Raw genomic sequence first — 25,371 nt, 5'->3', positions numbered from 1 at the left:
TGCGCCTCCACCCCCCCCAGTCCATGCGGGAATCCGGCTACCAGGATACGCGGGAGGGGGACCCCCGTAAAAATAATTTTTACATCAAGCCCCGGCCCCTCACGCCACCGTGAAGCTATCCAGGAAGGCCCGGAGCCTGGGATCGTCCGCCCGGGCCGTCGTGGCCTGGGCGTGGTGCAGTCGGCCCCGCTTCAGGATCACCACCCCTTCCACATGGACGCCCCGGCGGCTTCCCGCCACGTACTGGAAGCCCGGGCCCCGCTGGGGCGGCAGGTCCGTCCGGACCAGGGGCCCGAGGCGGGAGGCCAGGAACCGCTCGTAGGTCGCGAGGGCCGCGGGCACGGTGTCCCCGCCCTGGTCCCCCGGCGGCAGGTTGCCCACGTCCAGGTGGAAGCCCAGGTCCATGCGCCCCCCGGGGGCGTAGGCGAAGGTGGTCCACTGCATCCGCCCGAAGGGCGTGTCCTCCGGGTACAAGGCCTGCAGGGGCTCCCCCGGGAAGGTGGCGCTCACGCCGAGGTTCCGCTGCTCGAAGGGAAAGGGCCGCTCCCGGGCGCAGGCCAGGGCCAGGACCGCCAGGAGGGCCGCGGACCGGCGCATGCTAGCGGCTGTAGCGCCGGAGCATCCGCATGTTCCGGCGGTAGGCGGCGCCGCGGGTGAAGTTGATGGCCACCGGCTTGGGGAACCGGGTGATGGAGGAGGCCAGGGAGATGAAGGTGCGCACGGTCTGCGCCGCGGCCCGGCCCTGCCGGGCGGCGTTGTCGTAGTAGACCATCAGCGCGCTGCGCATGATGGACTTGGGCAGGTTGAACAGCCCGTAGGACTCGAGGACATCGTGGTTGATGCGCCGCGTCCCGTCGTTCTCGGTGACGATCAGGTCCTCGGGCTTGATCTCCTGGCGCATCGGTACCCCCTCCCCAGGGTATCGGCCGGGCCGCTCCCCGGGTTTAGGATACCTACGCGGGGTGTTCCTGGAAAGTGAGGTCCGGGTTCTTCTCGGCGGTGGTCCTGCGCTGCCAGTCGTTCTCGAAGAGGATCGCCGCGCGGCCCTCCGAATCCTCCACCAGTTCGCCCCAGAACCGGCTGGGCTCGGGCCAGCCGCCCTGGATCCAGCGGGCCATCTGGAAGCCCCTCGGCTCCATGAGGACGGGGCAGGCGTATTCGGTCTTGAGGCGGTGCTGGAGCACGTCGAACTGCAGCCGGCCCACGGCGCCCAGGATGGGCAGGGGCGCGCCGCCCCGGGGCCAGAACACCTGGACCACGCCCTCCTCCGCGATCTGCTGGACCCCCTTGAGGAAGCCCTTGCGGGCGCCGGGATCCGCCAGGCGCACCGAGACGAACTGCTCGGGGGAGAAGCGCGGAACGGCATGGAACTCCACGGGGCCCGCCGCGCTCAGCACGTCGCCGATGCGGAAGAGGCCCGGGTTGATCAGGCCCAGGATGTCCCCGGGGAAGGCCTCGTCGACGATCAGCCGCTCCCGCCCGAAGAACATGTGGGGGTAGTTGAGCTTGATGGACTTCTGGCCGCGCACGTGGAGGGCGTCCATGCCCCGCTCGAAGCGGCCCGAGACCACGCGCGCGAAGGCGACCCGGTCCCGGTGGGCCTTGTTCATGTTGGCCTGGACCTTGAACACGAAGGCCGTGAAGGGCGACTCGGGCCCCACCTCGCCGCCCGCGGCCAGGGGCCGCGCGTGGGGGGCCGGCGCCATGTCCAGGAACTCGTCCAGGAACTCGGCGATGCCGAAATTGTTGAGGGCGCTGCCGAAGAAGAGCGGCGACTGGCGCCCGGCGAGGAACTCCTCCAGGTCGAAGGCCGGCAGGACGTGGTCCATGAGCTCCACGTCATCCTTGAGGCGCTGCAGCTCGTCGGGGGTCAGGAGGGCCGAGATCTCCGGATCGTCGAGGCTGCCCTGCCCCGCCACCCGCGCCTTGCGCCCGGCCTTGGCCCGTTCGAACACCTGGATCTGGCCCGTGGCGCGGACATAGACGCCCTTGAAATCGGGTCCCGAGCCGATGGGCCAGGTCATGGGAACCGCCCGGAGCCCGAAGAGCTCCTCCACCTCGTCGATGAGCTCCACGGGCTCCCGGCCGGGCCTGTCCAGCTTGTTCACGAAGGTGAAGATGGGCAGGCCCCGGTCGTTGGCGACCCGGAAGAGCTTCTTGGTCTGCTCCTCCACGCCCTTCGCGCAGTCCAGCAGCATCACGACGCTGTCCGCGGCCGTCAGGGCCCGGTAGGTGTCCTCGCTGAAGTCCTGGTGGCCCGGGGTGTCCAGCAGGTTCAGCACGTGGTCCCGGTACTCGAACTGCATGGCCGCGGACGTCACCGAGATCCCGCGCTCCTGCTCGATCTCCATCCAGTCCGACTGGGCGTGGCCCGCGCCCTCCCGGCCCTTGACGCTGCCGGCGCGGTCGATGGCGCCGCTGTAGAGCAGGAGCTTCTCCGTGAGGGTGGTCTTGCCGGCGTCCGGATGGCTGATGATGGCGAAGGTGCGCCGGCGCTGGATTTCGTCGCTCAGGTTCATGGGCCCGTCACAAAAAGGGAGCGGCCCCGGATGCGGAGGCCGCTCGGGACCAGTATAGCGGCAACCGGCCCCCGGCGGCAGGACTGCGTCCGAACCGCGGGACAGGCGCCCATCCCGCGCCACAAAAGGGATTGCGACCAGTTATTAATAACCTATCATTCCTTCGGAGCGGCCGCTTCCAAACCTTGAATTAGCACTATTTACGCAACACCAACACTCCGGAGGATCCCATGCCCCTGCGCATCCGGACACCCCTTGCGGCCGCCTGTCTTGTGGGCCTGGCCGCCGTTCCCACCCAGGCCGCCGGGCCGGTCTTTTCCGTCGCCTTCACCAGCGTCAGCGGGGCCCTGACCCAGACCCAGGTCCAGGCGCCCACCCGCATCCAGATCGAGGAGCGTCCCGCCACCCCCACCCGGGGCGGCCGCCACATCCTCAAGCTCACCTTCCAGGACGACGGCACCAACCTCCCCGGCCGCCTCCGCCAGGCCTTGGCCAGCGGCGACCCCGTGTCGGCGGTGGTCACCTTCAGCGCCGATTCCGGCCCCCTGGCCGCCCAGCACACCCGGCTCACCCTGGGCAACCTCTCCCGGGTCGCCGGCTGGAATGACGAGGACGACGACCCCGCCTGCGAAGACGACGGCCAAATCCAGATCCGGTGCGAGTACACCACGTTCAGCGCCCAGCGCGTCGCCCCGCCCCCGCCGCCCGGCGATGCCACAGGCCTGGCCGGAGGCGGCACCAGCGGCGAAACCACGACCGGCGCCGTGGGCGGCGACACCGCCCAGCTCCCGGGCGGCACGACCGGCACCACGACCGGCACCACGACCCTCCCCTGATCCTTCGGAGACCACCATGTCCACACGCATGCTCGCGGCCGCGGCCCTCCTGGCCCTGCCCCTCCTCGCCGACGAACCCGCCGCCGCTTCCCCCACCTACACCCTGGTTCTGGCTGGCAGCCCCTCGGGAACGCTGACCTTCTCCGACATCGACAGCCTCGTCCCCCTCCAGATCCTCCGGAGCGCCAGCACGGGCCCCACGGACACGAACAAGGACGGGAAGTTCAAGAAGCCCCTGGTCCTGAAGGGCACCTTCAGTCGCCCCTGGGATGGCGAGATCGCCCTGGCCGGCAGCCTGGGCCACGCGGGCCAGAATGCCACCTTCACCCTCAACGCCCCGGCAGGCACCCCTCCCCTGTCGGGGGTCCTCGAACAACCGGTGCCCCAGGAATGGAGCCTCAGCGCGGAGTACGGGGTTTCCGCCTCGGAGCGGATTGATTTCACCTACGTGGCACGTTCCGGCGCCGGCAAGTAGCCTCAGTATTCCGTGGCGTAGTCCCCGGCCTTCACGTTCCGCTCGAAGGGCGCGAAGACCGGGGCCCCGGCCTTGCGGGCGATCCATTCGGCGACCCGGATGCCGTCCACGGCGGCGCTCGTGATGCCGCCGGCGAAGCCGGCCCCCTCGCCGCAGGGGTAGAGGCCGGGGTGGCTGGCGCTCTCGCCGTTCTCGGCCCGCAGGAGCTGGACGGGGCTGCTGGTGCGGCTCTCGATGGCCAGCAGGAGGGCCTGGCGGCTCGCGAACCCGCGGATCTTGCGGTCGAAGTCGGGGATGGCGCCGCGCAGCTGCTCCTGGATGAAGTCCGGAAGGCAGAGGGCCAGGTCCGAAGGCACGGCCCGGGGGCGGAAGCTGGTGGCCGGAAGGCGGCCCGTGGCCTTCCCCGCCAGGAAGTCCTGCACGGACATGGCGGGGGCGCCGTAGGTCTCGCCGGCGGCGCGGTAGGCGGCCTGTTCCCAACGGCGCTGGAAGTACATGCCGGCCAGCAGGTGGTCCGACCCGAAGTCCGCCGTGTTGACCTTGGCCACCAGGCCCGAGTTGGCGAAGCCGGAATCCCGCCGCGCGTTGCTCATGCCGTTGACGACGACGCCCCCCTCCTCCGAGGCGCACTGGATGACCTCGCCGCCGGGGCACATGCAGAAGCTGTAGGCGGCCCGGGCGGTGCTGAAGTTGCAGACCACCTTGTAGTCCGCGGGGGCCAGGCTGGGGTGGCCCTGGGAGGGCCCGTACTGGCTCCGGTCGATGAGATCCTGGGGATGCTCCACGCGCACGCCCATGGCGAAGGCCTTCTGGCGCATGGCCACGCCGTGGCGGTGCAGCATCTCGAAGGTGTCGCGGGCGCTGTGCCCCGGCGCCAGCACGAGGGCGTCGCAGGGGATCTCCTCCCCGTCCGCGAGGACGGCGGCGGAAACGGCCCCGTCCCGGAACCGGAGGTCGGCGAGGCGCGCCCGGAAGCGGAACCGGGCCCCCCGGGCCTCGGCGGCCTTGCGGATCAGCACCGAACACTTGCGGATCACGTCCGTGCCCACGTGGGGCTTGGCCAGGTGGAGGATCCGGGGGTTCGCGCCGTGCTGGACGAAGGTCTCCAGGACGAATCGGATGGCGGGATGGCCGATGCGGGTGGTGAGCTTGCCGTCGGAGAAGGTGCCCGCGCCGCCCTCGCCGAACTGGGCGTTGGCGTCCAGGTCGAGGGGCCCGCCCGACCAGAGCCCCGCCACCGCGCGCACCCGTTCGGACATGGGCGCGCCCCGCTCCAGGACGATGGGCTCGATGCCGTAGTCCAGCAGGCGCAGGGCGCAGAAGGTGCCGGCGGGGCCGCTGCCGACCACCACCACCCGGGGGGGCCGGGCCACCCGCGCCACCTCCCAGGCGGGGGAGGCCGGCGCCGGCGCCACCTGGGCGCCCTTGGGCAGCTCGATCCCGTCCAGGCGGCGCGCCGTCGTGAAGGAGAGGGCGGCCAGGAACCGGATGGCGCCCTTGTGGCGCGCGTCCAGGCTGAGGCGCTCCAGGACGGGGTCCCGGTACTCCCCGGGGCCGCCCCCGAAGAGGGCTGTGAGGAGTTCCGCCAGGGGCCGCTTCTCGTCTCCGAGGGCCAGGGGGAGGTTCGTGATCAGGTATCGCATGGGCACCTCGGCGGGGGGATCCACGGGGAATCAAGGCCGAGGCCGATTATGCCCTGGTTCACTGCCCCGCCGCGAGGGGAGCGGCCATAATGGTCCCAGACCCGGATGAGCCCAACATGAAACCTGCCCCCGATCTGTACGCCCTCCTGCGGCCCCTGATCTTCAAGCTCAACCCGGAGACGGCCCATGGGCTGGCGTTCACGGCGGGCGCGGCGGCCCAGCGGATTCCCGGGGTCCTGGGCCTGCTGGCGTCAGCGTGCGGGCGGCCGGATCCCGGCCTGGCCCGGGAGGTGCTCGGGCTCCGCTTCCCCTCCCCCGTGGGCCTCGCCGCGGGCCTGGACAAGGGCGCCGAGCTGCTGCCCCTGTGGCAGGCCCTGGGCTTCGGCTTCGTGGAGGTGGGCACGGTGACGCCCCGCCCCCAGCCCGGCAACCCCAAGCCCCGCGTCTTCCGGCTCCCGGAGGAGCAGCTGATCCTGAACCGCATGGGCTTCAATTCCGAGGGGGCGGAGGTGGTGGCGCGGCGCCTGCGCAGCCGGCCCCGGAATCTCATCGTCGGCGGCAACATCGGCAAGAACAAGGAGACCCCCGAGGGGCAGGCCCTGGCCGACTACGCCGCCGCCTACCGCGCCGTCGCCCCCCTCGTGGACTACGTGGCGCTCAACGTGTCGAGCCCCAACACCCCGGGCCTGCGCCGCCTCCAGGCGCCGGAGGCCCTCCGGCCCCTCCTGGACGGGATGCTCGCGCTGCGGAAGGAGATGGGCCTCGAGGCCCAGCCCCTCCTGGTGAAGCTCGCGCCCGACCTGGCCCCCGAGGAGCTGGACGCCACCGTGGACGCGGTGGTCGAGAGCGGCGTCTCCGGCCTCATCGCCACCAACACCACCCTCGACCGGACCATCGTCTCCGAGACCAACCGCGCCCGGGTCGAGGCCCTGGGCATGGGCGGCCTCTCCGGCCGCGGCCTCAAGATCAAGGCCCGGGAGATCCACCGCCGCGTCCTCCGGCGCATCCCGCGCGGCCTGGCCTTCATGGCCTGCGGCGGCATCGGGAGCGGCGAGGACGCCGCCGTCGCCCTCCAGGACGGCGCCTCCCTGGTCCAGATCTACTCGTCCCTGATCTTCGAGGGCCCGCTCCTGGTGGGCCGCATCAACCGCGAGCTGGCGGAGCGGACCTACTACACCAACTGAGCGCCCGGCTCCTCCCGCCCGAAGTGCTTGCGCGGGATGCCCTGCAGGAGGCGGGGCAGGAAGCCCGAGACCACCGGTCCGAGGCTGTAGACCGCGACGGCCCTGACCTCGTTGCCCAGCTCGAAGAGCCCGGCCCCCTCCACCTCGCCCGTGCCCAGCAGGAGCACCGGCAGCTTCCCGCCCAGGGCCTCGGCCAGGGTGCGGATCCGCTTCCGGTCGTCCATGCCGAGGCCCTGGACGTGGAAGACCGCGAGGGAGCGCCCGGCGGCGGCCAGGTCCTTCATCGCCTGGAGGGAGGGGGGCACGCGGCGGAGCTCGCCGGCCTCGCGGAGGGGGCCCCGGAGCCGGGCCTCCAGGTCCGCGTCGCCGCTCACGAGGACGACGGCCGGGGCGCCCGGGCCGGGGCGGGCCTCCGCGGGCGCCGCGCCGGCCTCGGCGTCGCCCCGGCCCGCGAGGAGGATCTGCTCCTCGGCCTGTTTCTGGAAGACCCAGCGCGCGAAGCGGTCCAGGAGCTCCCCGTCGGGGCGGGGGCGGAACTCCAGGCCCAGGATCCGGTCCTTGAGGTAGCGGACCTTGGCCTTGCAGTTGAGGGCGATGTCAGGGGTGACGGTGACGGAGAGGTGGATCAGGTCGTCCACCCGCACCTCGCCCTCCTCGAGGTCCCGCTGGGCGAAGAGGCGGATCCCCGACGTGCTGATGTTCACGACCGTGCCCAGGAGGAGGTCGTAGCTGCGGGAGCTGAACGTCGCCACGAGGCGCCCCACCCGCTCGACCCGGTAGCTGGCGCGGTAGTCGTCCACGTTCATGACGTCGGGCAGGGCCAGGGCCAGGCTCTGCCGGCCCCGCACCAGGCCCACGCCCTTCAGGGCCGTGGGCGCCTCGAAGAACTGGTGGCCGAAGGGGAAGCGCATGCGCAGGTCGGAACTGCGGAGGCCGTACTGGGCGTCCTCCCGGCTCATCGTGGCCTGGACGTGGACGGCGTCCGCGTCCAGGCGGAGGAAGGTCGACTCGAACCGCACGTAGGGGGTCACCAGGAGCAGCAGCTCGCCCCGGCCGCAGACGCTGGCGAAGGCCTCGCGGATGGCCACCGCGTTGCGGATCGAGGGTTCGGTCTTGTTCTGCATGGTGCTCCAGGCCCACCCGATGATAGGCCCGGAGCCGGAACTTTCCTAGTCCGCTTTCTAGCTGTGGCCGCCCATGAGCCGCCGGATGATGGGGGACACCACGATCCAGAGGAGGAGGGAGGCCACCAGGGCCACGGTGGCGCAGGCGCCGAAGAGCTGCCAGAGGGGGATCTGGCCCATGAGGCCGGCGGCCTTGCCCGCCAGGTACGACCCGAGGCCGGTGGCGAAGAACCAGGCGCCCATGAGCTGGCTGCTCATGTGCTTGGGGGCGAGCTTGGACACGTAGCTGAGGCCCACGGGGGAGAGGCAGAGCTCGCCGATGGTGTGGAAGGTGTAAACGCCCGCCAGCCAGCCCATGGAAACGCGGGTCACCTGGCCCGGGGTGCCCTGGGCGATGAGGGAGGCCGGCACCAGGAGGTAGAAGCCCAGGGCGGCGAACATCAGGGCGAGGGCGAACTTGACGGGGCTGCTGGGCCACTTGCCTGCGCGGCGGGTCCACAGCCAAGCGAAGACGGAGCCCAGGAGGATGATGCCCAGGGCGTTCACTGACTGGAACCAGGCGGCGGGCACCTCGAAGCCGAAGATCACCCGCTGGGTGTATTCCTTGGCGAAGAGGTTGAGGCTGCTGCCGGCCTGCTGGAACACCGCCCAGAAGGTCATGCTGAAGCAGAGCATCAGGCCGACGACGCCCAGGCGCCGCATGTCCTCGGGGCCGAGGGTGGGTTCGGCGGCCGGATCCCCGGCCGGGCCCGAGGCCGTGGCGCGGCCCTGGATGTGGCCCCGCTTCAGGAGCCAGCCCACGATCGCCATGATGCCGATGCTGGCGGCGGCGCCGCCCACGAGCTGCACGGGCCAGATGCCGCCCCCGATGACCATCCAGGCCGCGGCCAGGAGCACCGGGACGAGGATGAACAGGAACCCGGTGCCCCGGGGCGCCACTTCCTTCTGGCCCTCGGGCAGGTTCACGTCCACGATGTGGTGCCGGAACAGGGCGAACACGATGAGGCCCGCGAGCATCCCGAACCCGGAGAGGCCGAAGGCCCAGGCCCAGCCGGAGGGCGAGCTGAGGCCCAGGCGCTTGAGGAAGGCGATGAAGGTGGGCTGCTCGGCCATGTAGCCGCAGAAGATGGGCGCGAGCATGGCGCCCAGGTTGATGCCCATGTACTCGTAAGTGAAGGCGCCGTCCCGGCGGGGGTCCTCCTTGGTGAAGAGGCGGCCGACGCTGGCGCTCACATTGGGCTTCAGGAGGCAGGTGCCGATGGCGATGAGCACGAGGCTGGCCACCAGGCCGTTCAGGGTGCGCACCTGCAGGAGGATCTGGCCGGCGGCGATGAGGAGGCCGCCCAGGACGATGGTGCGCTTGGCGCCCAGGAATCGGTCGGCGATCTGGCCGCCGGAAAGGGCGAAGAGGTAGATGGCCAGGAGGTACCCGCCGAAGATCCCGGCGGCCCGCTGCTTGTCCAGGCCCAGGCCCCCCAGGGCCGCGGGGGCCGTGAGGTAGAGGATGAGGATGGCGCGCATGCCGTAGTGGCTCCAGCGCTCCCAGGTCTCGGTGAAGATCAGCACCCACAAGCCGGCGGGTTGGCCTTTCGGCTGCGCAGCCGTTTCCTGTCGAACGTCCACGTTCATGGTCGGTTCTCCCATTTCGGTATGCCTACTTATAACCGATTCCGGCCTCCACGGGCGTCACTTCTGGGGCGGGCCGCGCCCTGGATTCCATGGGACCAGCGGCCCGGGCGTTCCGGCTATCCTGGGGCCTCCTCCCGAGGCCCGCCATGCCGACCACCCTGCTCGACCACCTGAAGGACATGCACGACCACATGGCCTGGGCGGACGCCGTCTGGTTCGAGGCCTGGGGCCGCTCCGATGCGCGCGGCGACGAGGATCTCCGGGCCCGGGTCCGGCACATGGTCGACGTGGAGACGGCCTTCCTCCAGGTCCTGGACGGGCGGGACGTGGCCTTCGACCGGGAGAGCCCCCTGCCCTCGTACGAGGCCCTGCGCCAGGCCACCCGCGAGCACCACGCCGCCTACCGCGCGCTCCTGGACGGGCTGGACCCCGCCGGCCTCGCCCGCGAGGTGGTCATCCCCTGGTTCCCGGGCCCGCCCTGCGTCATCTCCGTGGACGAGGCCCTCACCCAGGTGGCCATGCACACCCAGCACCACCGGGGCCAGCTCATGACCCGCCTGAAGGACCTGGGGGGCCGGCCCCTCAACGTGGACTACATCATCTGGGCCTGGAAGGGCCGCCCCGAAGGCCGCTGGACCTGAATCCGGCGCCAGCGCCTCCGGGGATGCCGGCTCCACCCGTCATTCGACCCCGAGGTCGAAGCGGGCCTCGGGGCCGTAGCCCTTGGCCACGGCCTCGGATCCGCGGTAGACGACCCATTCGGGCAACCCCCGCTGGAAGGCCTTGGTCATCTGGTGCAGCTCGAGGCGGGTGTTGGCCGTGTAGAGGAAGAGGGCCCGCTTCGGGTTCCAGGGGTTGGGGAGGGCCAGGGCCAGCCCGTCCTCGGGCCGCGCGTAGAGCCGGCCCTGGAAGCGGAACCAGCCCTTGCCGAAGGTGACCGGCAGCTTCTTCTCCTCGACCATGCGCGCCAGGAGGCCGTTCACCTCCGGGCCGCCGAAGACCACCAGGTCCCGGGAGGCCAGGTCCTCGTCGGTGACCTCGGCGTCGGGCTTGACCGGGGGCAGGATCTCCGTGAAGTTGTCCGCGAAGAGCTCCCGGTGGTTGAGGGCCAGGCTGCGGGCGGCCTCGACCTCCCGGGAGGTCCCGTGGACGTAGAGGAGCCGGTCGAAGTCGTCCAGCTGGTTCGGCAGGGTGTAGGGGTTGTCCAGGCGCACAGGAAGGTCCCGGCCCGCGTTGAAGACCACGCGCACGGGCTTCTCGGCGCAGCGGAAGGTGAAGCGGGAGGCCCCCTCCTTCACCTCCACCCGCTCCAGGCGCGCGCCCTTGGCGGTGCGGATCTCCACCGTGGCCACGAAGTGCCAGGGCTTGCCGGCCTGGGTGACCTGGAGGGCCAGGTCCCAGCCCTCGGCGCCCTGGGCGGCGGAGACCGCCACGGCCGGATCGGGCAGGTCCTCCCGGTCCAGCCAGGGCTCCACGAAGGCCCGGAGGTCACGCCCGGCCGCCTGGGAGGCGGTCGTGATGAAGGCGTCCGAGGTCATGGTCCGGTCGTGGAAGGTCCCGTGCACCGCCTCCATGACCTTGCCGAAGGCCGCGTTCCCCAGCAGGAGCCGCAGCTGGTGCAGGAGGAAGGCGCCCTTGATCCGGGGGATCTGGTAGGCGCCGTAGCGGTCGTAGGCCGTGACGGCCTTGCGGGGGGCGAGGCTGCCCTCCCGGGCGGTGATCCACGCGTAGCGCGCGTTGAGGTCGGCCAGGGCGTCCCGGGTCAGGTCGAAGGCCTTGTCCGGGGCTTCGGGGAGGCGGCGGAGGATGGCGTGGTAGGCGGCGCTTCCGCTGACGAACCAGTTCTCGCCGTCGGTGGCGGGGAAGACGGTGTTCTTCCACAGCAGGCGCTTGGGGAAGGCGCAGGCCTCCTTCACCGCGGCCACGTCGGGCCTGGGGGCGGCGGGCTGGGGCGCCGGCGCGGCCTTGAGGGCCTTCAGCTTCTCGACCACGTACAGGGGGCTGAAGGTCGTGTAGCCCAGGGTGAGGTGGGGCACGGCCTGGGGCAGGTCCGCCATCCACCGGCCCCCCACCCACTTCTCGCGCAGGGTGGTCTTGCCGTAGTGGGCGATGAACATGAGCTTCTCGGCCATCTCGGAGGTGGTCAGCTTCCCGTCGCAGGCGTGGGGCCGGTTGATGGGGCTGGAGGCCTGGAGGGCCACGCCTGCCGCCAGGTCGAAACCGCCCTTGGCGTAGCGCTGGTAGACCTCCTGGAAGGCCACGTCGCGGTTGGCCGGGCTGAAGGCCAGGTCCACCGGGTTGTTCTCCAGGTTGGGCACGAGCTCCTTGCGGACCTCCAGGGAGCGGTTGTTGTTGTCCGCCCAGATGAAGTCCTTGAGGCCGCCGGGGGTGTCCGCGGGGTGGCCCTTGCTGCCGGTGCGCCACATCCGGGTCTGCCTGGTGCCCAGCAGGAAGTCGGCGCCCTCGTTGGTCTTGATGTCGGCGAGGGTCCAGTCGTTGGTGTAGAGCCCGTTGTTGCCGGCCTTGAGGATCTCGGCGACCTGGTCGATGCTGGTGGCGTACTGGGCGGCCTTGCGGATGCGGTTCGCCTCGGGCGTGCCCGCGGGCTCGAAGGGCGTCTGGGCCACCGTGGTCTCGCCGATGATGATGCCCGCGTCGTTGATGTACCAGTCCGTGCCGGAGCTGATGCCGCCCGCGAAGGTCTGCATCACGAAGCGGCGCCCCTGGGTCGGCTGGACATCCACCATGACGTTCCAGTCCACCCCCGAGTATCCGGGAGGCCACATGAAGATCTGGCCCATGACGATGCGGCCGTCGGGCGTGGCGCTCTGGGTGGCCACGAAGGAGGAGCACCGGTCCGTCCGGCCCGGCTCGCCCTCCTCGGGCGCCGCGAAGGAGCGGCCCGTGAGGGGGGTGGCCGTGACCTTCGCGGCCTTGGCGATCTCCCCCAGGTCGATGTCGGAGTTGATGGCCACCACGTCGACCAGGTCGATGGGCCGGCCCTGGAACCTGGCGCCGGCCTTGGCCGCGCCGTCGGCGATGCCCTTCATCTCCTCCAGGAACTCGGGCTCGTACTTGCGCAGCATGAGGGCGTCGGCCAGGCCCCGCTGGCGCTCCCAGCCCGCGCCCGGGTTGGTCCTGTCCTGGAGATTGGCCAGCTTCTCCACGAAGACGGCCAGCTCCTGGGCCATCAGCTGCCCGTGCTGCCACCCCCGTTCATAGGGGCCGCCCTCGATGTGGAGGAAGGTCCAGCCCCCCTCCTCGTACCGGAAGCCCTTCCCGGCCCACCGCACCGTCTCCAGGGCGATGGCCTCCCCGATGTCGTCGATCTTCTCCAGCGTCACCCCGTCGAACCAGGCGGTGCCCGTGGCCTTGCCGTTGCGGCCCAGGTGCAGCTGGATGCGGTCCGTGGAGGCCGTCGCGAAGAAGACCACCGACACCTTCCGGGCGCCGTTCCCGGCCACCGTCGGCGAGGCGTTGGTGAAGGGGAAGCTCTTCATGGAGAGGCAGGCCCCCAGGGCGGTGGGGTAGCGGGCGGTGGGATCGACGGCCACGCCCTCGGTCCGGATCCAGGCGCTCAGGCGGTACAGCTGGCCCACCTGGAGCTTCACGGGCTCCGAGACGACGGTGGACGCGGCGCCGCCGGCGGGATGGGCCAGGCGCAGGCTGCGGAAGCCCTGCTTCCGGCCGGGCCCGATGGACACGGTCCCGGGGCCCGCGGCCAGGGACCAGCCCAGGGGTTTCTCGTCCTGCTGCTGCTCGAACCCGGCGTTGAAGACCGGCACGGGGACGGGTTCCGCCGCCGCGGCCACGAGGGTCGGCAGGCAGACGCCCAAGAGGGTGGGGATGGGTCGCATGAAGGGGATCTCCAAATACATCAAACCATGAGGCTGCCAGTTTGTCCTCCCCCCCCTGCCCCGGATCCCGCGATGCTATGGTTGTCGTATCACGAGGTATCCATGCTCCGGTCCATCCTCCTCGCCGCCGCCCTCCTGGCGCCCGCCTTCGCCGGGAGCCCCGTCACCCACGAGGCCCTCTGGCTGATGAAGCGGGTGGGCTCCCCCGTGCCCAGCCCCGACGGCAAGCGGGTGGTCTTCACGGTCACCAGCCCCGCCTACGATCCCAAGGACCAGACCTCCGATCTGTGGATCCGGTCCCTGGAGGACGGGGCCCCGCCCCGCCAGATCACGTTCACCCGGGGCGCCGAGGGGGACGTGGCCTGGAGTCCCGATTCCCGGCGCCTGGCCTTCACCGCGAAGCGCGAGGGGGACGAGGCGCCCCAGGTCTACGTGCTCGACCTGGCCGGGGGCGGCGAGGCCCAGCGGATCACGGACGCCGCCCTCGGGGCCGACGCGCCCCGCTGGAGCCCCGACGGGACCCGCCTCCTCTACGTGAGCGAGGTCTGGCCCGGGGCCCGCACCGAGGCGGAGAACAGGGCCGCCACCCGGGAGCGCAAGGATCGGAAGTACAACGTGCGCGCCTACGACGCCTACCCCGTGCGCCATTGGGACCACTGGCTCGGCGAACGGAAGGCCCACCTCTTCGTGCAGGAGGCCCGGGCGGGGGCCCCCGCCGTGGATCTCCTCGCCGGGTCCGCCCTCGCCGCCTCCCCCGGGTTCTCGGGCACCCTCCAGAACGACGGGGGCCAGACCCTGGAGGCCGCCTGGACCCCGGACGGCGCAGGGGTGGTCTTCGCCGCCACGGTGAACCGCGACCAGGCCGCCCTGGCCAACCTCCAGACCCCCCTCTTCCTCGTGGACGCCCGGGGCGGCGAGCCCCGGCGCCTGACCTCCGGGGAGGGCCACCACGGCCACCTGGCGTTCGCCCCCGGCGGCCGGCGCCTCTTCTGCGCCCGGAGCGCGGAGACGCCGGGCCAGGTCTACGACGTCACCCGCCTGGTGAGCTACCCCTGGCCCTTCCAGGACACGCCCCGGGTCCTCACCGCGGCCCTCGACCGCAGCGTGGAGCGCTACGCCCTGCCCGAGGGCGCCGGCCGCGTCTACTTCACGTACGAGGAGGCCGGCCTGGAGCGCCTGCACTCCCTGCCCCTGGAGGGCGGCACGGTGCGGGACGAGCCCTGCCCGGACACCGGCTGCGTCACCGGCCTGGCCGCGGGCGGACCCGCCCTCGTGGGCAAGTGGGAGAGCGCCGTCCGGCCCGCCGAGATCCACGCCTTCGGCCCCGCCGGCGCGCGGCCCCTGACCGCCTTCAATGCCGCCCAGGCCCGGGATCTCCGCTGGTCCCCGGTCGAGCATTTCTGGACCGTCTCCCGGGGCCGCCGGATCCACAGCATGCTGATCCGGCCCGGCGGCTTCGACCCTGCCCGCAGGTACCCCCTCCTCGTCCTGATGCACGGCGGCGCGGCCAACATGTGGCGGGACGCCTTCGGCCTGCGCTGGAACTACCATCTGATGGCCGAGCCCGGCTACGTGGTCCTCCTCACCGACTACACCGGCTCCACCGGCTACGGCGAGGCCTTCGCCCGCGCCATCCAGCTGGATCCCCTCCGCGGCCCCGCCCTGGACATCCTGGCGGCCGCGGACGACGCCATCGCCCGGTTCCCCTTCGTGGACGCCTCCCGCCAGGCCGCGGCCGGCGCCAGCTACGGCGGGCACCTGGCCAACTGGCTCCAGGCCACCACCACCCGCTTCAAGGCCATCGTCAGCCACGCCGGGGAGATGGACCTGGCCATGCAGTGGGGCACCAGCGACGGCGGCTGGCACCGGGAGATCTCCACCGGCGGCCCCGTGTGGGCGGGGGCGAAGGCCTGGACCGACCAGAGCCCGCTGCTGCAGGCCGGGAACCACGACAAGGGCACCGGCTTCCGCACGCCCATCCTCATCACCGTCGGCGAGAAGGACTTCCGGGTCCCCCTCAACAACGCCCTCATGAACTTCGCCCTCCAGCAGCGCCTCCAGGTGCCCAGCCGCCTCCTGGTCTTCCCCGACGCCAACCACTGGATCAGCAAGGGCGAGGACAGCCGCCACTGGTTCCAGGAAGTCCAGGGCTGGCTGGGGCGGTGGCTGAAGTAGGGAAGCCCCTCCTGCTATCATCCCCGGATGACGCCTGAGCCCCGTACCCCGGCCTTCCGGGACCTGGATCCCGCCCGCCTCGCCCACCTGCTGGACGCGGCCGCGGCCCTGGGCCCCTGCCGGGACCTGGAGACCCTGGGCCCGGCCCTGTACCGGGTGCTGCAGGAGGACCTGCCCCTCCATCGGCTGGCTCTCTGGCTGGGCGCCCCCGACGAGGGCCTGCCCCTCTCCCAGTGGGCCGCCCAATCGGGACCGGACGGCCTCCTGGACCCGGTGAGCCCCCTGCCCGCCTGGGTCGAGGCCACCCGGAACCTGGCCAAGGACTTCTATTGCCTGGAACAGGCCGAAGCCTGCGGTTCGGGCGGCATGGGCCGGGTGCTGAAGGACATGGGCTTCCGTTCAGCCGTTCTCCTGCCCCTGCGGACACCGGAGCGCCTCGTGGGGGGCCTCGCCTTGGCGAGCCGGGAGCCCGGCGCCTTCCAGGCCGTCGGCCACGATTACCTGATCTTCCTCGCCCGGTTCCTCTCCAGCTACGCCCTGCGCATCCTCCGCCTCCGCCAGCTGGACGAACTCAACGCCAGCCTGACCCGGGAGCGGGACCAGCAGCGGGTCCTGCTGGAGATCACCAACGAGCTCATGGCGCACCGGGAGCCCCGGGACCTCTTCGAGGCCATCTCCGCGAACCTCCGCCGCCACATCGCCTACGACGGCCTCGTGCTCGTGGTCGCCCAGAACGACGGGCGGGAAGTGGAGGTGCGGTTCATCGACTTCCCCGGCAGCCGGGGCCACATCCAGGAGAACCGGGGCTTCGCCCCGGGCCTGGGCCCCACGGGGCGGGCCATGGAGCTCCGCCAGCCCTGCGTCTTCACCCGGGAGGACCTCCTGGCCTTCCCGCCGCCGGTGCCCCAGGTCATGGTCGAGGGCGAAGGCCTGCGTTCCATGTGCAGCGTGCCCCTCATCAGCCGCAACCGGGTCATGGGGGTGCTGAGCTTCGCGTCGCGCCGGGAAGGGGCCTTCCCGCCCGCGGTGGCCGACCTCCTGGGCCGGGCCGGGGCCCAGGTGGCCATCGCCCTGGACAACGCCTTCGCCTACGAGGAGATCCAGGCCCTCCGCGACAAGCTGGCCCAGGAGAACCTCTACCTGCAGGAGGAGATGGACCGGGACTACGGCCTGGAGATCATCGGCAACAGCGCCAGCCTGATGAAGGTCCTGCGGCAGGTGGAGACCGTCGCCCCCAGCGGCGCAACGGTGCTGCTCCTGGGGGAGACCGGCACGGGCAAGGAACTCATGGCCCGGGCCATCCACGGCCTCAGCCCCCGGGCCGAGAAGAGCTTCGTCCAGATCAACTGCGCCGCCATCCCCGCCGGGCTCATGGAGAGCGAGCTCTTCGGCCACGAGAAGGGGGCCTTCACCGGCGCCATCTCGGCCAAGGCCGGGCGCCTGGAGCTGGCCCACGAGGGCACCCTCTTCCTCGACGAGGTGGGCGACCTGCCCCTGGAGCTCCAGCCCAAGCTCCTGCGGGCCCTCCAGGAACGGGAGTTCGAGCGTCTCGGCGGCGTGAAGCCCCGCAAGGTGGACCTGCGCCTCATCGCCGCCACCAACCAGGACCTCGCGGCCATGGTGGAGGCGAAGACCTTCCGGGCCGACCTCTTCTACCGCCTCAACGTGTTCCCCATCCGCATCCCGCCCCTCCGGGAGCGCCGGGAGGACATCCCCGATCTGGTCCGCTACTTCACCCAGAAGTTCGCCCAGCGCATGCACAAGCCCATCGACGCCATCCCCGCCCGCGCCATGGAGGCGCTGGCGGCCTGGAACTGGCCCGGGAACGTGCGGGAGCTGGAGAACTTCATCGAGCGCTCCGTGATCCTGAGCCCGGGCCGGGAACTGCGCATCCCCTTCGCCGAGCTGGCCCCCGCCCGCCCCGCCCAGGTCGAGGGCGAGACCCTGCGGGACGCGGAGCGGAGCGCCATCCTCAAGGCCCTGGAGGCCAGCGGGGGCCGGGTGGGCGGCGCGGCCGGCGCCGCGGCCCGGCTGGGCATGAAGCGCACGACCCTCCAGAGCCGCATGAAGAAGCTCGGGATCGGCGAGGGCCCGCTTCGGCCGGTGGGGTGACGGGCCGGCAGGCCCCGCCCTACTCGTCCTCCTTGTCCCAGATGCCCTTCTTCCAGGGGGGCTGGGGGCCCGCTTCAAGGGTCATCTCGGTCAGGAGCCCGAGCTTGTCCAGGATCTGCTTCATCGGCGTCTTCAGGCCCGGGACATTCTCCAGGGGAACCGGTTTCTCCACATAGCGCCCCCACCGGTCCGGGTACTTGGCGATCCAGGCCGGCGGCGTGAAGCCGAGGGCCTTGACGAGGGCCGGATCCCCCTGGACGCCCATGATCTCCAGGCGGCTCCCCTTGCCCCCGGGCAGGGGCAGCCCGAAGTCCACGGTCAGCGCCTGGCCGCCCAGCTTGGACGTGTCGTTGACGAGGGCGAAGACCGCCAGCCCCGTGATGGGCGACTTGAACTGGCTGTACAGGTGGACATCCGGCGTCGTGAACAGGGCATGGCCGTTCTTCGAGGCGAAGGCCCAGATCCGGCTCCCCTTGCCCTTCAGGTCGGGCGCGAGGACGGAGCGTTCGGGGTACCAGCCCCCGTCGCCGTGGGCGGACATGAAGACCGCCTTGTCCGGGATCCGCTGGCCGTCGACGTTGGAGATCCGCACCGTGAGGTGCTCCCAGTCCCCTTCGTGGGCCCCCAGCGTCTGGAGCTGGATGGGCTGGTTGGGACTGGAATAGGTCTTCTTGAGCTGGTTGAGGGTCAGGAAGGCCGGGAGCACCTTCGGCAGGGCGTTGCCGGTCGCGAAATAGACGCTCCCCGGACCGTTGTAGGCGTACAGGAACCAGTACTGGAGGTCGGTGGTCTCCTTCCCCACCTTCACATTGATGTAGACCTTGGCGTTCTTGGGGTCGCCGCCCTTGGCCCGGGTGTCCTTGGAGAAGATGCCCTTGAGGCCGGTGTCCTTCGCGCCCTTGAGGCGGAGCCCGAAATGATGGGTCTGGCCTCCCTCGTTGTATGGGTAGACCTCCGAAACAGCCAGGAAGCTCTCCACGCTCGTCACCTGGTAGAGCTCGTCCCCGTGGGGCACCAGGATGGGCGCGTTGTCCTGGATGGCTTTCAGGAGGACCTCCTTGGCGAGCCGGGGTTTCTCGGTCGCGGCGCTCGACGGATCCTGGGCGCCCAGCAGGGCGGGAAGGGCCAGGAGGAGCAAGGCTTTCATGGGCACCCCTGTTATTAATTATATATAAACCTAGGAGCCCCGCCCCTGCTGTCAAGGCACGCGGGTCACTCCGCCGAACGGGCCGACATTTCGGCAGACTGCCGACTTTTCGGCAATTCCGGTTCGGCACTTCGGCAGCTCGTCGGAGTTATCTTAAGCATTTAGTTCACTTTTACAAATGGCACGGTTCCGGCAATGGTCTCCCGGTCGGAGGTTCCCATGCTACGAATCACGCCCAAGGACGAGGCCGGCCGGCTCACCCTGGTCCTGGAGGGCAAACTGTCGGGTCCCTGGGTGGCCGAGCTGGCCCAGGCCTGGAGCGAACGCCGGGCCGCCACGGATCCCCGCGCCGCCACGGTGGACCTTCGCAATGTATGGTTCGTAGACGAGGCGGGCCGCGCCCTCCTGTCGGACCTGCACCGGGAGGGTCTGGGCCTCGTCGGCGCCGGCTGCTACGTGGGACCCATCGTCCAGGCCATCCTCCACGGGGGCGAGGTGGGCGCGGCCCGCCTGCGCTTCCTCTGGCTCCCCCTGGCCGCGGCGACGGCCGCGGGCGCCCTGGCCGCCGCCGAGCCGCCCATGTCCCTCAGCATGGCCGAGGCCCTCCGCCAGGGCCTGAGCCGCAACCCGGAGGTCCAGAAATCGCTCCTGAGCGTGGCCCAGGCCCAGGAGGACCGGCGCATGGCCGCCGGTGCCCTGCTCCCCAGCGTGGGCGCCGAGGCCGCGATCACCCGCATGAAGGAGAACTTCGACATCCTCCTGGGCACGCCGACCCCCGGCGGCCCCAACGTGGTGGGGCCGTTCAACGCGGGCCAGGTGGGCATCGAGGCCCAGGCCCCCCTCTTCGACCTCTCCCTCTACAAGCGCTGGAAGGCGTCCCAGCAGGGCGAGGCCTCGGTGCGGGCCCAGGCCCGGGCCGTGCGGGAGCAGATCGCGGCGCTCATCGTGGGCCAGTACCTGCGCAGCCAGCGCGCCTCGGAGGCCATGAAGGCTGCCGCCAGCCGCGTCGAGCTCGCCCAGGCGCTGGAAACCCTGGCCGAGAACCAGCAGAAGAACGGCATCGGCACCCGGCTGGACACCCTCCGGGCCCAGGTGGCCCTGCAGTCGGAACGGCAGCGCCTCATCCAGGCCGAGACCCAGTGGCGCACCGCCCAGTACGGGCTCGTGAAGCTCCTGGACCTCGCGCCGGACACCCGGCTGGAGCTCACCGACCCCCTCGCCGCGCCGGAGGCGCCGGCCTTCACCTTCCAGGAGGCCTACGGCAAGGGCCTGGCCCAGCGCCCCGAGCTGGCGGCCCTGGACGCCCGGGAGCGGGCGGCGAAGGACCTGCAGGACGCCGCGCGCGGCCTGCGCCTGCCCACCGTCGTGGCCACCGGCACCTACAACTCCACCGGGCTCTACCCCGGCCAGCCCTGGGTGCCCATCTACACCCTGGGCGTGGGCGTGAAGGTGCCCCTCTTCACCGGCGGCCGCGTCTCCGCCCAGGTGGCCAAGGCCAAGACCGAGCTGGCCCGGGTCGAGCAGGAGCGCAAGGAGATCCGCAGCCAGGTGGGCTACGAGGTCCAGGTCGCCCAGGCCGAGATCGAGTCGGCGAAGAACGAGGTCGCCGTGACCACGAGCGCCGTGGCCTTCGCCGAGGAGGCCATGGTCCAGGCCCGCCACCGGTTCGAGGCCGGCGTCTCCAACAACATCGAGGTGACCGCCGCCCAGGACGACCTGGCGCGGGCCACCGACAACCGCATCAACGCCCTCCACCGCCTCAACCAGGCCCGCGCCGACCTGGCCAAGGCCATGGGGCAGCTGGAACCCCTCTTCGCGCACTGACGGAGCCGACCATGACCGAGATCACCGAGATGAAAGACAATTCGCGGCGCGACCGCACCCGCCTGGCCCTGACCGCCGCCGCCGTCGTGGCCGTGCTGGCCGCGGGCGCGGGGTGGTACCACTTCAAGGACCGGGTCAGCACCGACGACGCCCAGGTGGACGGCCATCTCGTCCCCGTCTCCGCCAAGGTCGGCGGGAGCGTGGAGCGGATCGCCGTCGAGGACAACCAGCCCGTGAAGGCCGGCGACGTCCTCGTGGAGCTGGACGCCCGCGACCTCCAGGCCCGCGTGGACCAGGCCCGGGCGGCCCTCGCCCAGGCCGAGGCCCAGGCCTCCAGCGCCTCGGCCGACGTGGACCGCTCCCGGGTGAGCCTGGAGCAGGCCCGGAGCTCGGAGCTGCAGGTGGCCGAGGCCAACCTCGAGGCCCGCCGCTCCACCTTCGAGAAGGCCAAGGCCGACGTGGTCCGCACCCGGCCCCTCGCCGACCGCCAGGAGATCAGCGCGCAGCAGTTCGACGCCTACCGCAACGCCGCCGAGGTCGCGGAGAACGAATGGAAGGCCGCCCAGCGCCGCCTCGCCGGGGTGAAGCAGGAGGCCGACATCCGCCGCGCCGCCCTCAGCGCCTCCGAGGCCCGCACCAAGCAGGCCTCCGCCGGCATCGCCGCCGCCAAGGCCAACCTGGACGCCCTGCTCCTCCAGATCGGCTACACCCGCATCGTCGCCCCCGTGGACGGGGTCGTGACCCGCAAGACCGTGGAGCCCGGCCAGATCATCCAGCCCGGCCAGGGCCTCCTGACCCTCGTGCCCCTGCACCAGACCTGGGTGACGGCCAACTTCAAGGAGACCCAGCTCAAGAACGTGCGCCCCGGCCAGAAGGCCGAGGTCGAGGTGGACATGAACGGCATGACCCTGCACGGGACCGTCGACAGCGTGGCGGGTTCCACCGGCAGCCGGATGAGCCTCCTCCCCCCCGAGAACGCGGTGGGCAACTTCGTGAAGGTCGTCCAGCGCATCCCCGTGAAGATCCGGCTGGACAAGGAGGACGCCGACAAGGTCATCCTCCGCCCCGGCATGAACGTCGACGCCACCATCCTCACCAAGTAGGCCCCCGCCCATGACCCCTGAAAGGCCGCAGAAGGCCTTCAATCCCTGGCTCATCGCCCTCGTGGTGATGATCGCCACCTTCATGGAGGTGCTCGACACCTCCGTGGCCAACGTGGCCTTGCCCCACATCGCCGGCAACCTGTCGTCGACGGTAGACGAGGCCACCTGGGTGCTCACGTCGTACCTGGTGGCCAACGCCGTGGTCCTGCCCCTGGGCGGCTACTTCGGCATGCTGTTCGGCCGCAAGCGCTTCTACATGACCTGCGTGCTGCTGTTCACGGTGAGCTCCCTGCTCTGCGGCCTCGCGCCCAGCCTTCCGTGGCTCATCTTCTTCCGGATCATGCAGGGCCTGGGGGGCGGCGCCCTCCAGCCGACGTCCCAGGCCATCCTCGTGGAGAACTTCCCCCACGAGAAGCGGGGCGCGGCCATGGCCCTCTACGGCATGGGCGTCGTCCTGGCCCCCATCGTCGGCCCCGTCCTGGGGGGCTGGATCACCGACAACTACAGCTGGCACTGGATCTTCCTGATCAACGTGCCCGTCGGGGCCCTCAGCCTCTTCCTTACCTACCGCATGGTCCACGATCCGCCGACCCTCAAGCGCGCGTCCATCAAGGAAGGGTTCCAGGTCGACTACCTCGGCATCGGCATCCTGACCCTGGGCCTCGCCGCCCTGGAGATCGTGCTCGACGAGGGCCAGCGCAGGGACTGGTTCGCCTCGAACCTCATCGTGGTCTGCGCCGTGCTGGCCGTGGTCTGCCTCGTGGGGGTCGTCTTCTACCTGCTGAAGAAGGACCATCCCATCCTGGACCTCCGCCTGCTCAAGGACCGGAACTTCGCGGTCTCCACGGTGATGCTGTTCGTCCTGGGCTTCGTGCTCTACGGCAGCCTCGCGGTGCTCCCGATCTTCCTGCAGACCCTGCTGGGCTACACCGCGAGCCTCTCGGGCTGGATCCTCAGCCCCGGCGGCGTGGTGATCCTGTTCATGATGCCCCTGGTGGCGCGGCTCCTGAAGTTCGTGGACACCCGCAAGCTCATCGCCTTCGGGTTCATGACCTGCGGCGCGGGACTCCTCTGGATGTCCGCCTTCAACCTGCAGGTGCCCTTCCAGACCGCCATGATGAGCCGCATGCTGCAGAGCCTGGGCCTGGCCTTCCTCTTCATCCCCATGAACGTGACGGCCTTCCAGAACGTGCCCATGGACAAGACCAGCTACGCCACCGGCATGCTGAACCTCGTGCGCAACATCGGCGGAAGCACCGGCATCGCCCTGGTGAGCACCATCCTGTCCAGGCGGGGCCAGGTCCACCAGGCCAACCTCGTGGGCAACCTCCACCCGGGCAGCCTCCAGTACCAGGGCTTCCTCCAGAACGCCCAGCACGTGCTGGTGGCCAAGGGCTCCAGCCTCCCCGACGCCGCCCACCAGGCCCAGGGGATGGCCTACGGGACCCTGCTCCGGCAGGCCAACATGATGGCCTTCTCGGACACCTTCTGGATCATGGGGGTGCTGTGCTTCGTGCTGCTGCCCCTCCTCCTGCTCATGCGCAAGACCCACGCGGGCCAGAAGCCGGTGGTGATGGACCACTGAGGTTCCCGGGAACCCACCGGGGCCCATGAACCAGGGACCTCCTTGTGCGGGCGATGCCCGGCGGGGAGGTCCCATGTTCATTTCATTCCATCGCCTGGCCTTGGCCCTGGCCGCCGCGGCCCTGCCCCTGGCCGCGCAGGGCCGGTTGCGAATCCAGTGTCCGGACACCATCCTCGCCGCGGGCGCCTCCACCCCCTGCGAAGCCCTCCTGGACGAGGACAGCCCCGCCGGGGTCGTGTGGTCCCTGGGGGAGCACCCGGGCACGATCACCGCCGACGGCCGGTACACGGCCCCGGCCCTGGAGGCCAGCCGCCTCGTGCGGGTGCGCGCCGACCTGCCCTCCGGCGCCTGGGCCGAGGCCGAGCTGCTCGTGCTGCGGGACGACCCCGCCCTCGGCCACCTGTGGCGGGTCATGGCCGACCTCGGCGAGGACGCGCTCCGGCAGGGCTTCGCCGGGGGGGGCCTCCCCTTCCTGGACCCGGCGACGGGCCGGCGGGACCGGGAGGCCCGGGTGGTGGTGGACGGGGAGGAGGGCGCCGTCCTGACCCGCATCCTGGGGTGCGGGCTGGCGATCCGCCTCGCCTGGGCCCCGGACCTGGCGGCGGCGGAGGCCCTCCAGCTCGCCTGGCAGGAGGGGGCCTTCTGGGTGCGCCGGGTGGTGACGGGGCAGACCTGCGAGGACCTGTGCCTCCGGGAGGGGAGCCGGATGGGCCTGCTGGAGGCCCTGGACGCCGTGGACCGCCGGCAGGACCGGTGGACCAGCCGCATCCGGCGGATGCACCTGCGGGCCCGGGGCCTGGTGCCCCACACCGCGGGCGCCCAGGACGGCGCGGCCCCCGCCCTGCGGGCGCCCGCGGGGCTGGCCTCCCTTCCCGCCGGGGCGCTCGCGGTGGCCGACGAGGCGGGCCACCAGGTCCTGCGCGTGGAGGGGAGCGGGCGGCTCAGGGCCCTCGCGGGGGCCGCCGGGGAAGCCGGGTTCCGGGACGGCGCCGGGGCCGAGGCCCGCTTCCGCCTTCCCACCTTCCTGGCCTCCGAGGCCCGCCGGCCCCGGGAGGGAACACCGGGCCTCCTGGTGGCCGACACGGGGAACCACGCCATCCGCCGCATCGGCCTGGACGGCCAGGTGCGGACCCTGGCGGGGGACGGGGTTCCGGGCCGGGTGGACGCGGACCGGGGCCCGGAAGCCCGGTTCTGCGCCCCCCAGGGCCTCGCCCAGGATCCGGACGGGAACTGGTACGTGGCCGACGCGGGCAACCACGCCATCCGCCGCATCGACCCGGCGGGCCGGGTCTCCACCCTGGCGGGGTCCCTGGAGCCCGGCGACCGGGACGGAGCGGGCGCCCAGGCCTCCTTCACGGCCCTGAGGGGCCTCGCCTGGTGGCGGGGCCTCCTCTACGCGGTGGACGGCCACGCCATCCGGACGGTGACCGTCGACGGCGAGGTGCGGACCGTCCTGGGCCGGGTGGCGGAAGCGGGCCAGTCCCGGCACCCCCGGTCCGAGGGGCCCGCCCTGGCGCGCCCCTGGGGCCTGGCGGTGGTCGAGTCCGGCCTGCTGGTGACGGAGGAGGGGGGCCACGCCGTCCACCGCCTCCGGCGGAACCCCCTCCTCCCGGCCCGGCACGAACTCATCCCCCTGGCCGGCGACGCCGCGGCCCCGGACCTGCGCTGGGGCCTCCTGCGCGCGGGCAGGCCCTGGCCCCTCACGGAGGCCTATGCGGCCCTGCCGGCCCCCCGCGGCGTCGCCGGGGACGGGGACGACGGGGCCTTCGTGGCCACGGGCGGGGGCATCGCGCGGCTCTCCGCCTGCGAGGCTCCGCCCGCCGGTCCATTGATCTTCCTGGAGCCCGAGGTCGCGGACCGCCCCGAGCCGGCGACCCAGGGCCGCCCCTTCCACCTGATGTTGCCCGACGGGGGGCCGGATCTCCTGCCGGAGGACCCGGTCCACCGGTGGATCCTGGAGGTCGCCGACGCCGCCGGGACCGTGCTCCGGGGCCCCGAGACCCTGGCGCCGGACCCGGGCCGGGGGCTGGTCTTCAGCCACACCTTCGCCGGCCCCGGCGCCCACGAGGTCCGGGTGACCGCCGTGACGGTGGGGGGCTTCAGCGTCTCCCTCGCGCTGCCCGTCCTGGTGGCGGCCCATTGACAGGCGCCGCCCGGA

General features: G+C 71.7%; 18 protein-coding genes. 10 read left to right on the top strand and 8 right to left on the bottom strand.

Annotated features, from left to right (window positions below; genetic code table 11):
- Nucleotides 1-99: 99 nt before the first annotated feature.
- From R2J75_RS09770 to R2J75_RS09760, 3 genes are read right to left on the bottom strand one after another with little or no spacing between them, the layout of a single operon-like run.
- A complete protein-coding gene (locus tag R2J75_RS09770; protein ID WP_243331074.1) occupies nucleotides 100-597 on the bottom strand; it encodes a hypothetical protein in 498 nt (165 codons plus the stop codon).
- Nucleotide 598: 1 nt separating this feature from the next.
- Nucleotides 599-901: a hypothetical protein gene (locus R2J75_RS09765; protein WP_243331072.1), complete on the bottom strand. Its 303-nt coding sequence runs from the start codon at nucleotides 899-901 to the stop codon at nucleotides 599-601.
- A 52-nt stretch (nucleotides 902-953) separates the two neighbouring features.
- On the bottom strand, nucleotides 954-2,519 hold the full coding sequence (locus R2J75_RS09760; RefSeq protein ID WP_243331070.1) for a peptide chain release factor 3: 1,566 nt from the start codon (nucleotides 2,517-2,519) through the stop codon (nucleotides 954-956).
- A gap of 230 nt (nucleotides 2,520-2,749) precedes the next feature.
- On the opposite strand from R2J75_RS09760, the gene R2J75_RS09755 reads away from it, so the two are divergent.
- Both R2J75_RS09755 and R2J75_RS09750 read left to right on the top strand, forming a co-directional pair.
- Nucleotides 2,750-3,355, top strand: coding sequence for a hypothetical protein (locus tag R2J75_RS09755; protein ID WP_316411581.1), 606 nt, complete (start codon nucleotides 2,750-2,752; stop codon nucleotides 3,353-3,355).
- A 16-nt stretch (nucleotides 3,356-3,371) separates the two neighbouring features.
- Nucleotides 3,372-3,830 (top strand): hypothetical protein, encoded by a 459-nt coding sequence (locus R2J75_RS09750; RefSeq protein ID WP_243331066.1) that lies wholly within the window; start codon nucleotides 3,372-3,374, stop codon nucleotides 3,828-3,830.
- Between the two features lie 2 nt (nucleotides 3,831-3,832).
- Here the strand turns inward: R2J75_RS09750 and R2J75_RS09745 are convergent, their stop codons facing one another.
- Complete coding sequence (locus tag R2J75_RS09745) at nucleotides 3,833-5,473, bottom strand: NAD(P)/FAD-dependent oxidoreductase (RefSeq protein ID WP_316411580.1); 1,641 nt, start codon at nucleotides 5,471-5,473, stop codon at nucleotides 3,833-3,835.
- Between the two features lie 116 nt (nucleotides 5,474-5,589).
- Here R2J75_RS09745 and R2J75_RS09740 point away from each other — a divergent pair, with 116 nt between their 5' ends.
- The gene (locus R2J75_RS09740; protein ID WP_316411579.1) at nucleotides 5,590-6,657 is read left to right on the top strand and encodes a quinone-dependent dihydroorotate dehydrogenase; all 1,068 of its coding nucleotides are present in this window, start codon (nucleotides 5,590-5,592) and stop codon (nucleotides 6,655-6,657) included.
- Here the strand turns inward: R2J75_RS09740 and R2J75_RS09735 are convergent.
- Together R2J75_RS09735 and R2J75_RS09730 are read right to left on the bottom strand one after the other, a co-directional pair.
- Nucleotides 6,645-7,781 carry a PilZ domain-containing protein gene (locus R2J75_RS09735; RefSeq protein ID WP_316411578.1) on the bottom strand — a complete coding sequence of 379 codons (1,137 nt, stop codon included), beginning with the start codon at nucleotides 7,779-7,781 and terminating at the stop codon, nucleotides 6,645-6,647. The genes R2J75_RS09740 and R2J75_RS09735 overlap by 13 nt on opposite strands.
- Nucleotides 7,782-7,838: 57 nt before the next feature.
- Nucleotides 7,839-9,410, bottom strand: coding sequence for a peptide MFS transporter (locus tag R2J75_RS09730; RefSeq protein WP_279341850.1), 1,572 nt, complete (start codon nucleotides 9,408-9,410; stop codon nucleotides 7,839-7,841).
- A 146-nt stretch (nucleotides 9,411-9,556) separates the two neighbouring features.
- On the opposite strand from R2J75_RS09730, the gene R2J75_RS09725 reads away from it, so the two are divergent.
- Nucleotides 9,557-10,051 carry a DinB family protein gene (locus R2J75_RS09725; RefSeq protein ID WP_243331057.1) on the top strand — a complete coding sequence of 165 codons (495 nt, stop codon included), beginning with the start codon at nucleotides 9,557-9,559 and terminating at the stop codon, nucleotides 10,049-10,051.
- 39 nt (nucleotides 10,052-10,090) lie between these two features.
- Here R2J75_RS09725 and R2J75_RS09720 read toward each other — a convergent pair whose 3' ends face one another.
- A complete protein-coding gene (locus R2J75_RS09720) occupies nucleotides 10,091-13,267 on the bottom strand; it encodes a phospholipase B family protein (protein ID WP_243331056.1) in 3,177 nt (1,058 codons plus the stop codon).
- 102 nt (nucleotides 13,268-13,369) lie between these two features.
- On the opposite strand from R2J75_RS09720, the gene R2J75_RS09715 reads away from it, so the two are divergent.
- Nucleotides 13,370-15,442 (top strand): alpha/beta hydrolase family protein, encoded by a 2,073-nt coding sequence (locus tag R2J75_RS09715; protein ID WP_316411577.1) that lies wholly within the window; start codon nucleotides 13,370-13,372, stop codon nucleotides 15,440-15,442.
- A gap of 27 nt (nucleotides 15,443-15,469) precedes the next feature.
- Nucleotides 15,470-17,554, top strand: a complete 2,085-nt coding sequence (locus R2J75_RS09710; RefSeq protein WP_243331052.1) for a sigma 54-interacting transcriptional regulator — start codon at nucleotides 15,470-15,472, stop codon at nucleotides 17,552-17,554.
- Nucleotides 17,555-17,573: 19 nt separating this feature from the next.
- Here the strand turns inward: R2J75_RS09710 and R2J75_RS09705 are convergent, their stop codons facing one another.
- Nucleotides 17,574-18,701, bottom strand: a complete 1,128-nt coding sequence (locus tag R2J75_RS09705) for a Vps62-related protein (protein WP_316411576.1) — start codon at nucleotides 18,699-18,701, stop codon at nucleotides 17,574-17,576.
- Nucleotides 18,702-18,920: 219 nt separating this feature from the next.
- On the opposite strand from R2J75_RS09705, the gene R2J75_RS09700 reads away from it, so the two are divergent.
- From R2J75_RS09700 to R2J75_RS09685, 4 genes are all read left to right on the top strand, one after another.
- Entirely contained in the window at nucleotides 18,921-20,525 is a 1,605-nt protein-coding gene (locus tag R2J75_RS09700) for a TolC family protein (protein WP_243346107.1), read from the top strand.
- Between the two features lie 11 nt (nucleotides 20,526-20,536).
- A complete protein-coding gene (locus tag R2J75_RS09695) occupies nucleotides 20,537-21,628 on the top strand; it encodes an HlyD family secretion protein (RefSeq protein ID WP_316411575.1) in 1,092 nt (363 codons plus the stop codon).
- Between the two features lie 10 nt (nucleotides 21,629-21,638).
- On the top strand, nucleotides 21,639-23,213 hold the full coding sequence (locus tag R2J75_RS09690) for a DHA2 family efflux MFS transporter permease subunit (protein WP_243331033.1): 1,575 nt from the start codon (nucleotides 21,639-21,641) through the stop codon (nucleotides 23,211-23,213).
- 73 nt (nucleotides 23,214-23,286) lie between these two features.
- Nucleotides 23,287-25,356, top strand: a complete 2,070-nt coding sequence (locus R2J75_RS09685; protein ID WP_316411574.1) for an NHL repeat-containing protein — start codon at nucleotides 23,287-23,289, stop codon at nucleotides 25,354-25,356.
- Nucleotides 25,357-25,371: the final 15 nt, after the last annotated feature.

This window comes from Mesoterricola sediminis (assembly GCF_030295425.1).
GTDB lineage: Bacteria > Acidobacteriota > Holophagae > Holophagales > Holophagaceae > Mesoterricola > Mesoterricola sediminis.
Note: the sequence above shows the minus strand (reverse complement) of the source record. Positions and strands in the feature narration are given on the sequence as shown.

What these genes read in the sequence shown, in the direction of transcription:
- R2J75_RS09770 (WP_243331074.1), bottom strand. Translation starts at nt 597, where the DNA reads ATGCGCCGGTCCGCGGCCCTCCTGGCGGTCCTGGCCCTGGCCTGCGCC.
- R2J75_RS09765 (WP_243331072.1), bottom strand. Translation starts at nt 901, where the DNA reads ATGCGCCAGGAGATCAAGCCCGAGGACCTGATCGTCACCGAGAACGAC.
- R2J75_RS09760 (WP_243331070.1), bottom strand. Translation starts at nt 2,519, where the DNA reads ATGAACCTGAGCGACGAAATCCAGCGCCGGCGCACCTTCGCCATCATC.
- R2J75_RS09755 (WP_316411581.1), top strand. Translation starts at nt 2,750, where the DNA reads ATGCCCCTGCGCATCCGGACACCCCTTGCGGCCGCCTGTCTTGTGGGC.
- R2J75_RS09750 (WP_243331066.1), top strand. Translation starts at nt 3,372, where the DNA reads ATGTCCACACGCATGCTCGCGGCCGCGGCCCTCCTGGCCCTGCCCCTC.
- R2J75_RS09745 (WP_316411580.1), bottom strand. Translation starts at nt 5,473, where the DNA reads ATGCGATACCTGATCACGAACCTCCCCCTGGCCCTCGGAGACGAGAAG.
- R2J75_RS09740 (WP_316411579.1), top strand. Translation starts at nt 5,590, where the DNA reads ATGAAACCTGCCCCCGATCTGTACGCCCTCCTGCGGCCCCTGATCTTC.
- R2J75_RS09735 (WP_316411578.1), bottom strand. Translation starts at nt 7,781, where the DNA reads ATGCAGAACAAGACCGAACCCTCGATCCGCAACGCGGTGGCCATCCGC.
- R2J75_RS09730 (WP_279341850.1), bottom strand. Translation starts at nt 9,410, where the DNA reads ATGAACGTGGACGTTCGACAGGAAACGGCTGCGCAGCCGAAAGGCCAA.
- R2J75_RS09725 (WP_243331057.1), top strand. Translation starts at nt 9,557, where the DNA reads ATGCCGACCACCCTGCTCGACCACCTGAAGGACATGCACGACCACATG.
- R2J75_RS09720 (WP_243331056.1), bottom strand. Translation starts at nt 13,267, where the DNA reads ATGCGACCCATCCCCACCCTCTTGGGCGTCTGCCTGCCGACCCTCGTG.
- R2J75_RS09715 (WP_316411577.1), top strand. Translation starts at nt 13,370, where the DNA reads ATGCTCCGGTCCATCCTCCTCGCCGCCGCCCTCCTGGCGCCCGCCTTC.
- R2J75_RS09710 (WP_243331052.1), top strand. Translation starts at nt 15,470, where the DNA reads ATGACGCCTGAGCCCCGTACCCCGGCCTTCCGGGACCTGGATCCCGCC.
- R2J75_RS09705 (WP_316411576.1), bottom strand. Translation starts at nt 18,701, where the DNA reads ATGAAAGCCTTGCTCCTCCTGGCCCTTCCCGCCCTGCTGGGCGCCCAG.
- R2J75_RS09700 (WP_243346107.1), top strand. Translation starts at nt 18,921, where the DNA reads ATGCTACGAATCACGCCCAAGGACGAGGCCGGCCGGCTCACCCTGGTC.
- R2J75_RS09695 (WP_316411575.1), top strand. Translation starts at nt 20,537, where the DNA reads ATGACCGAGATCACCGAGATGAAAGACAATTCGCGGCGCGACCGCACC.
- R2J75_RS09690 (WP_243331033.1), top strand. Translation starts at nt 21,639, where the DNA reads ATGACCCCTGAAAGGCCGCAGAAGGCCTTCAATCCCTGGCTCATCGCC.
- R2J75_RS09685 (WP_316411574.1), top strand. Translation starts at nt 23,287, where the DNA reads ATGTTCATTTCATTCCATCGCCTGGCCTTGGCCCTGGCCGCCGCGGCC.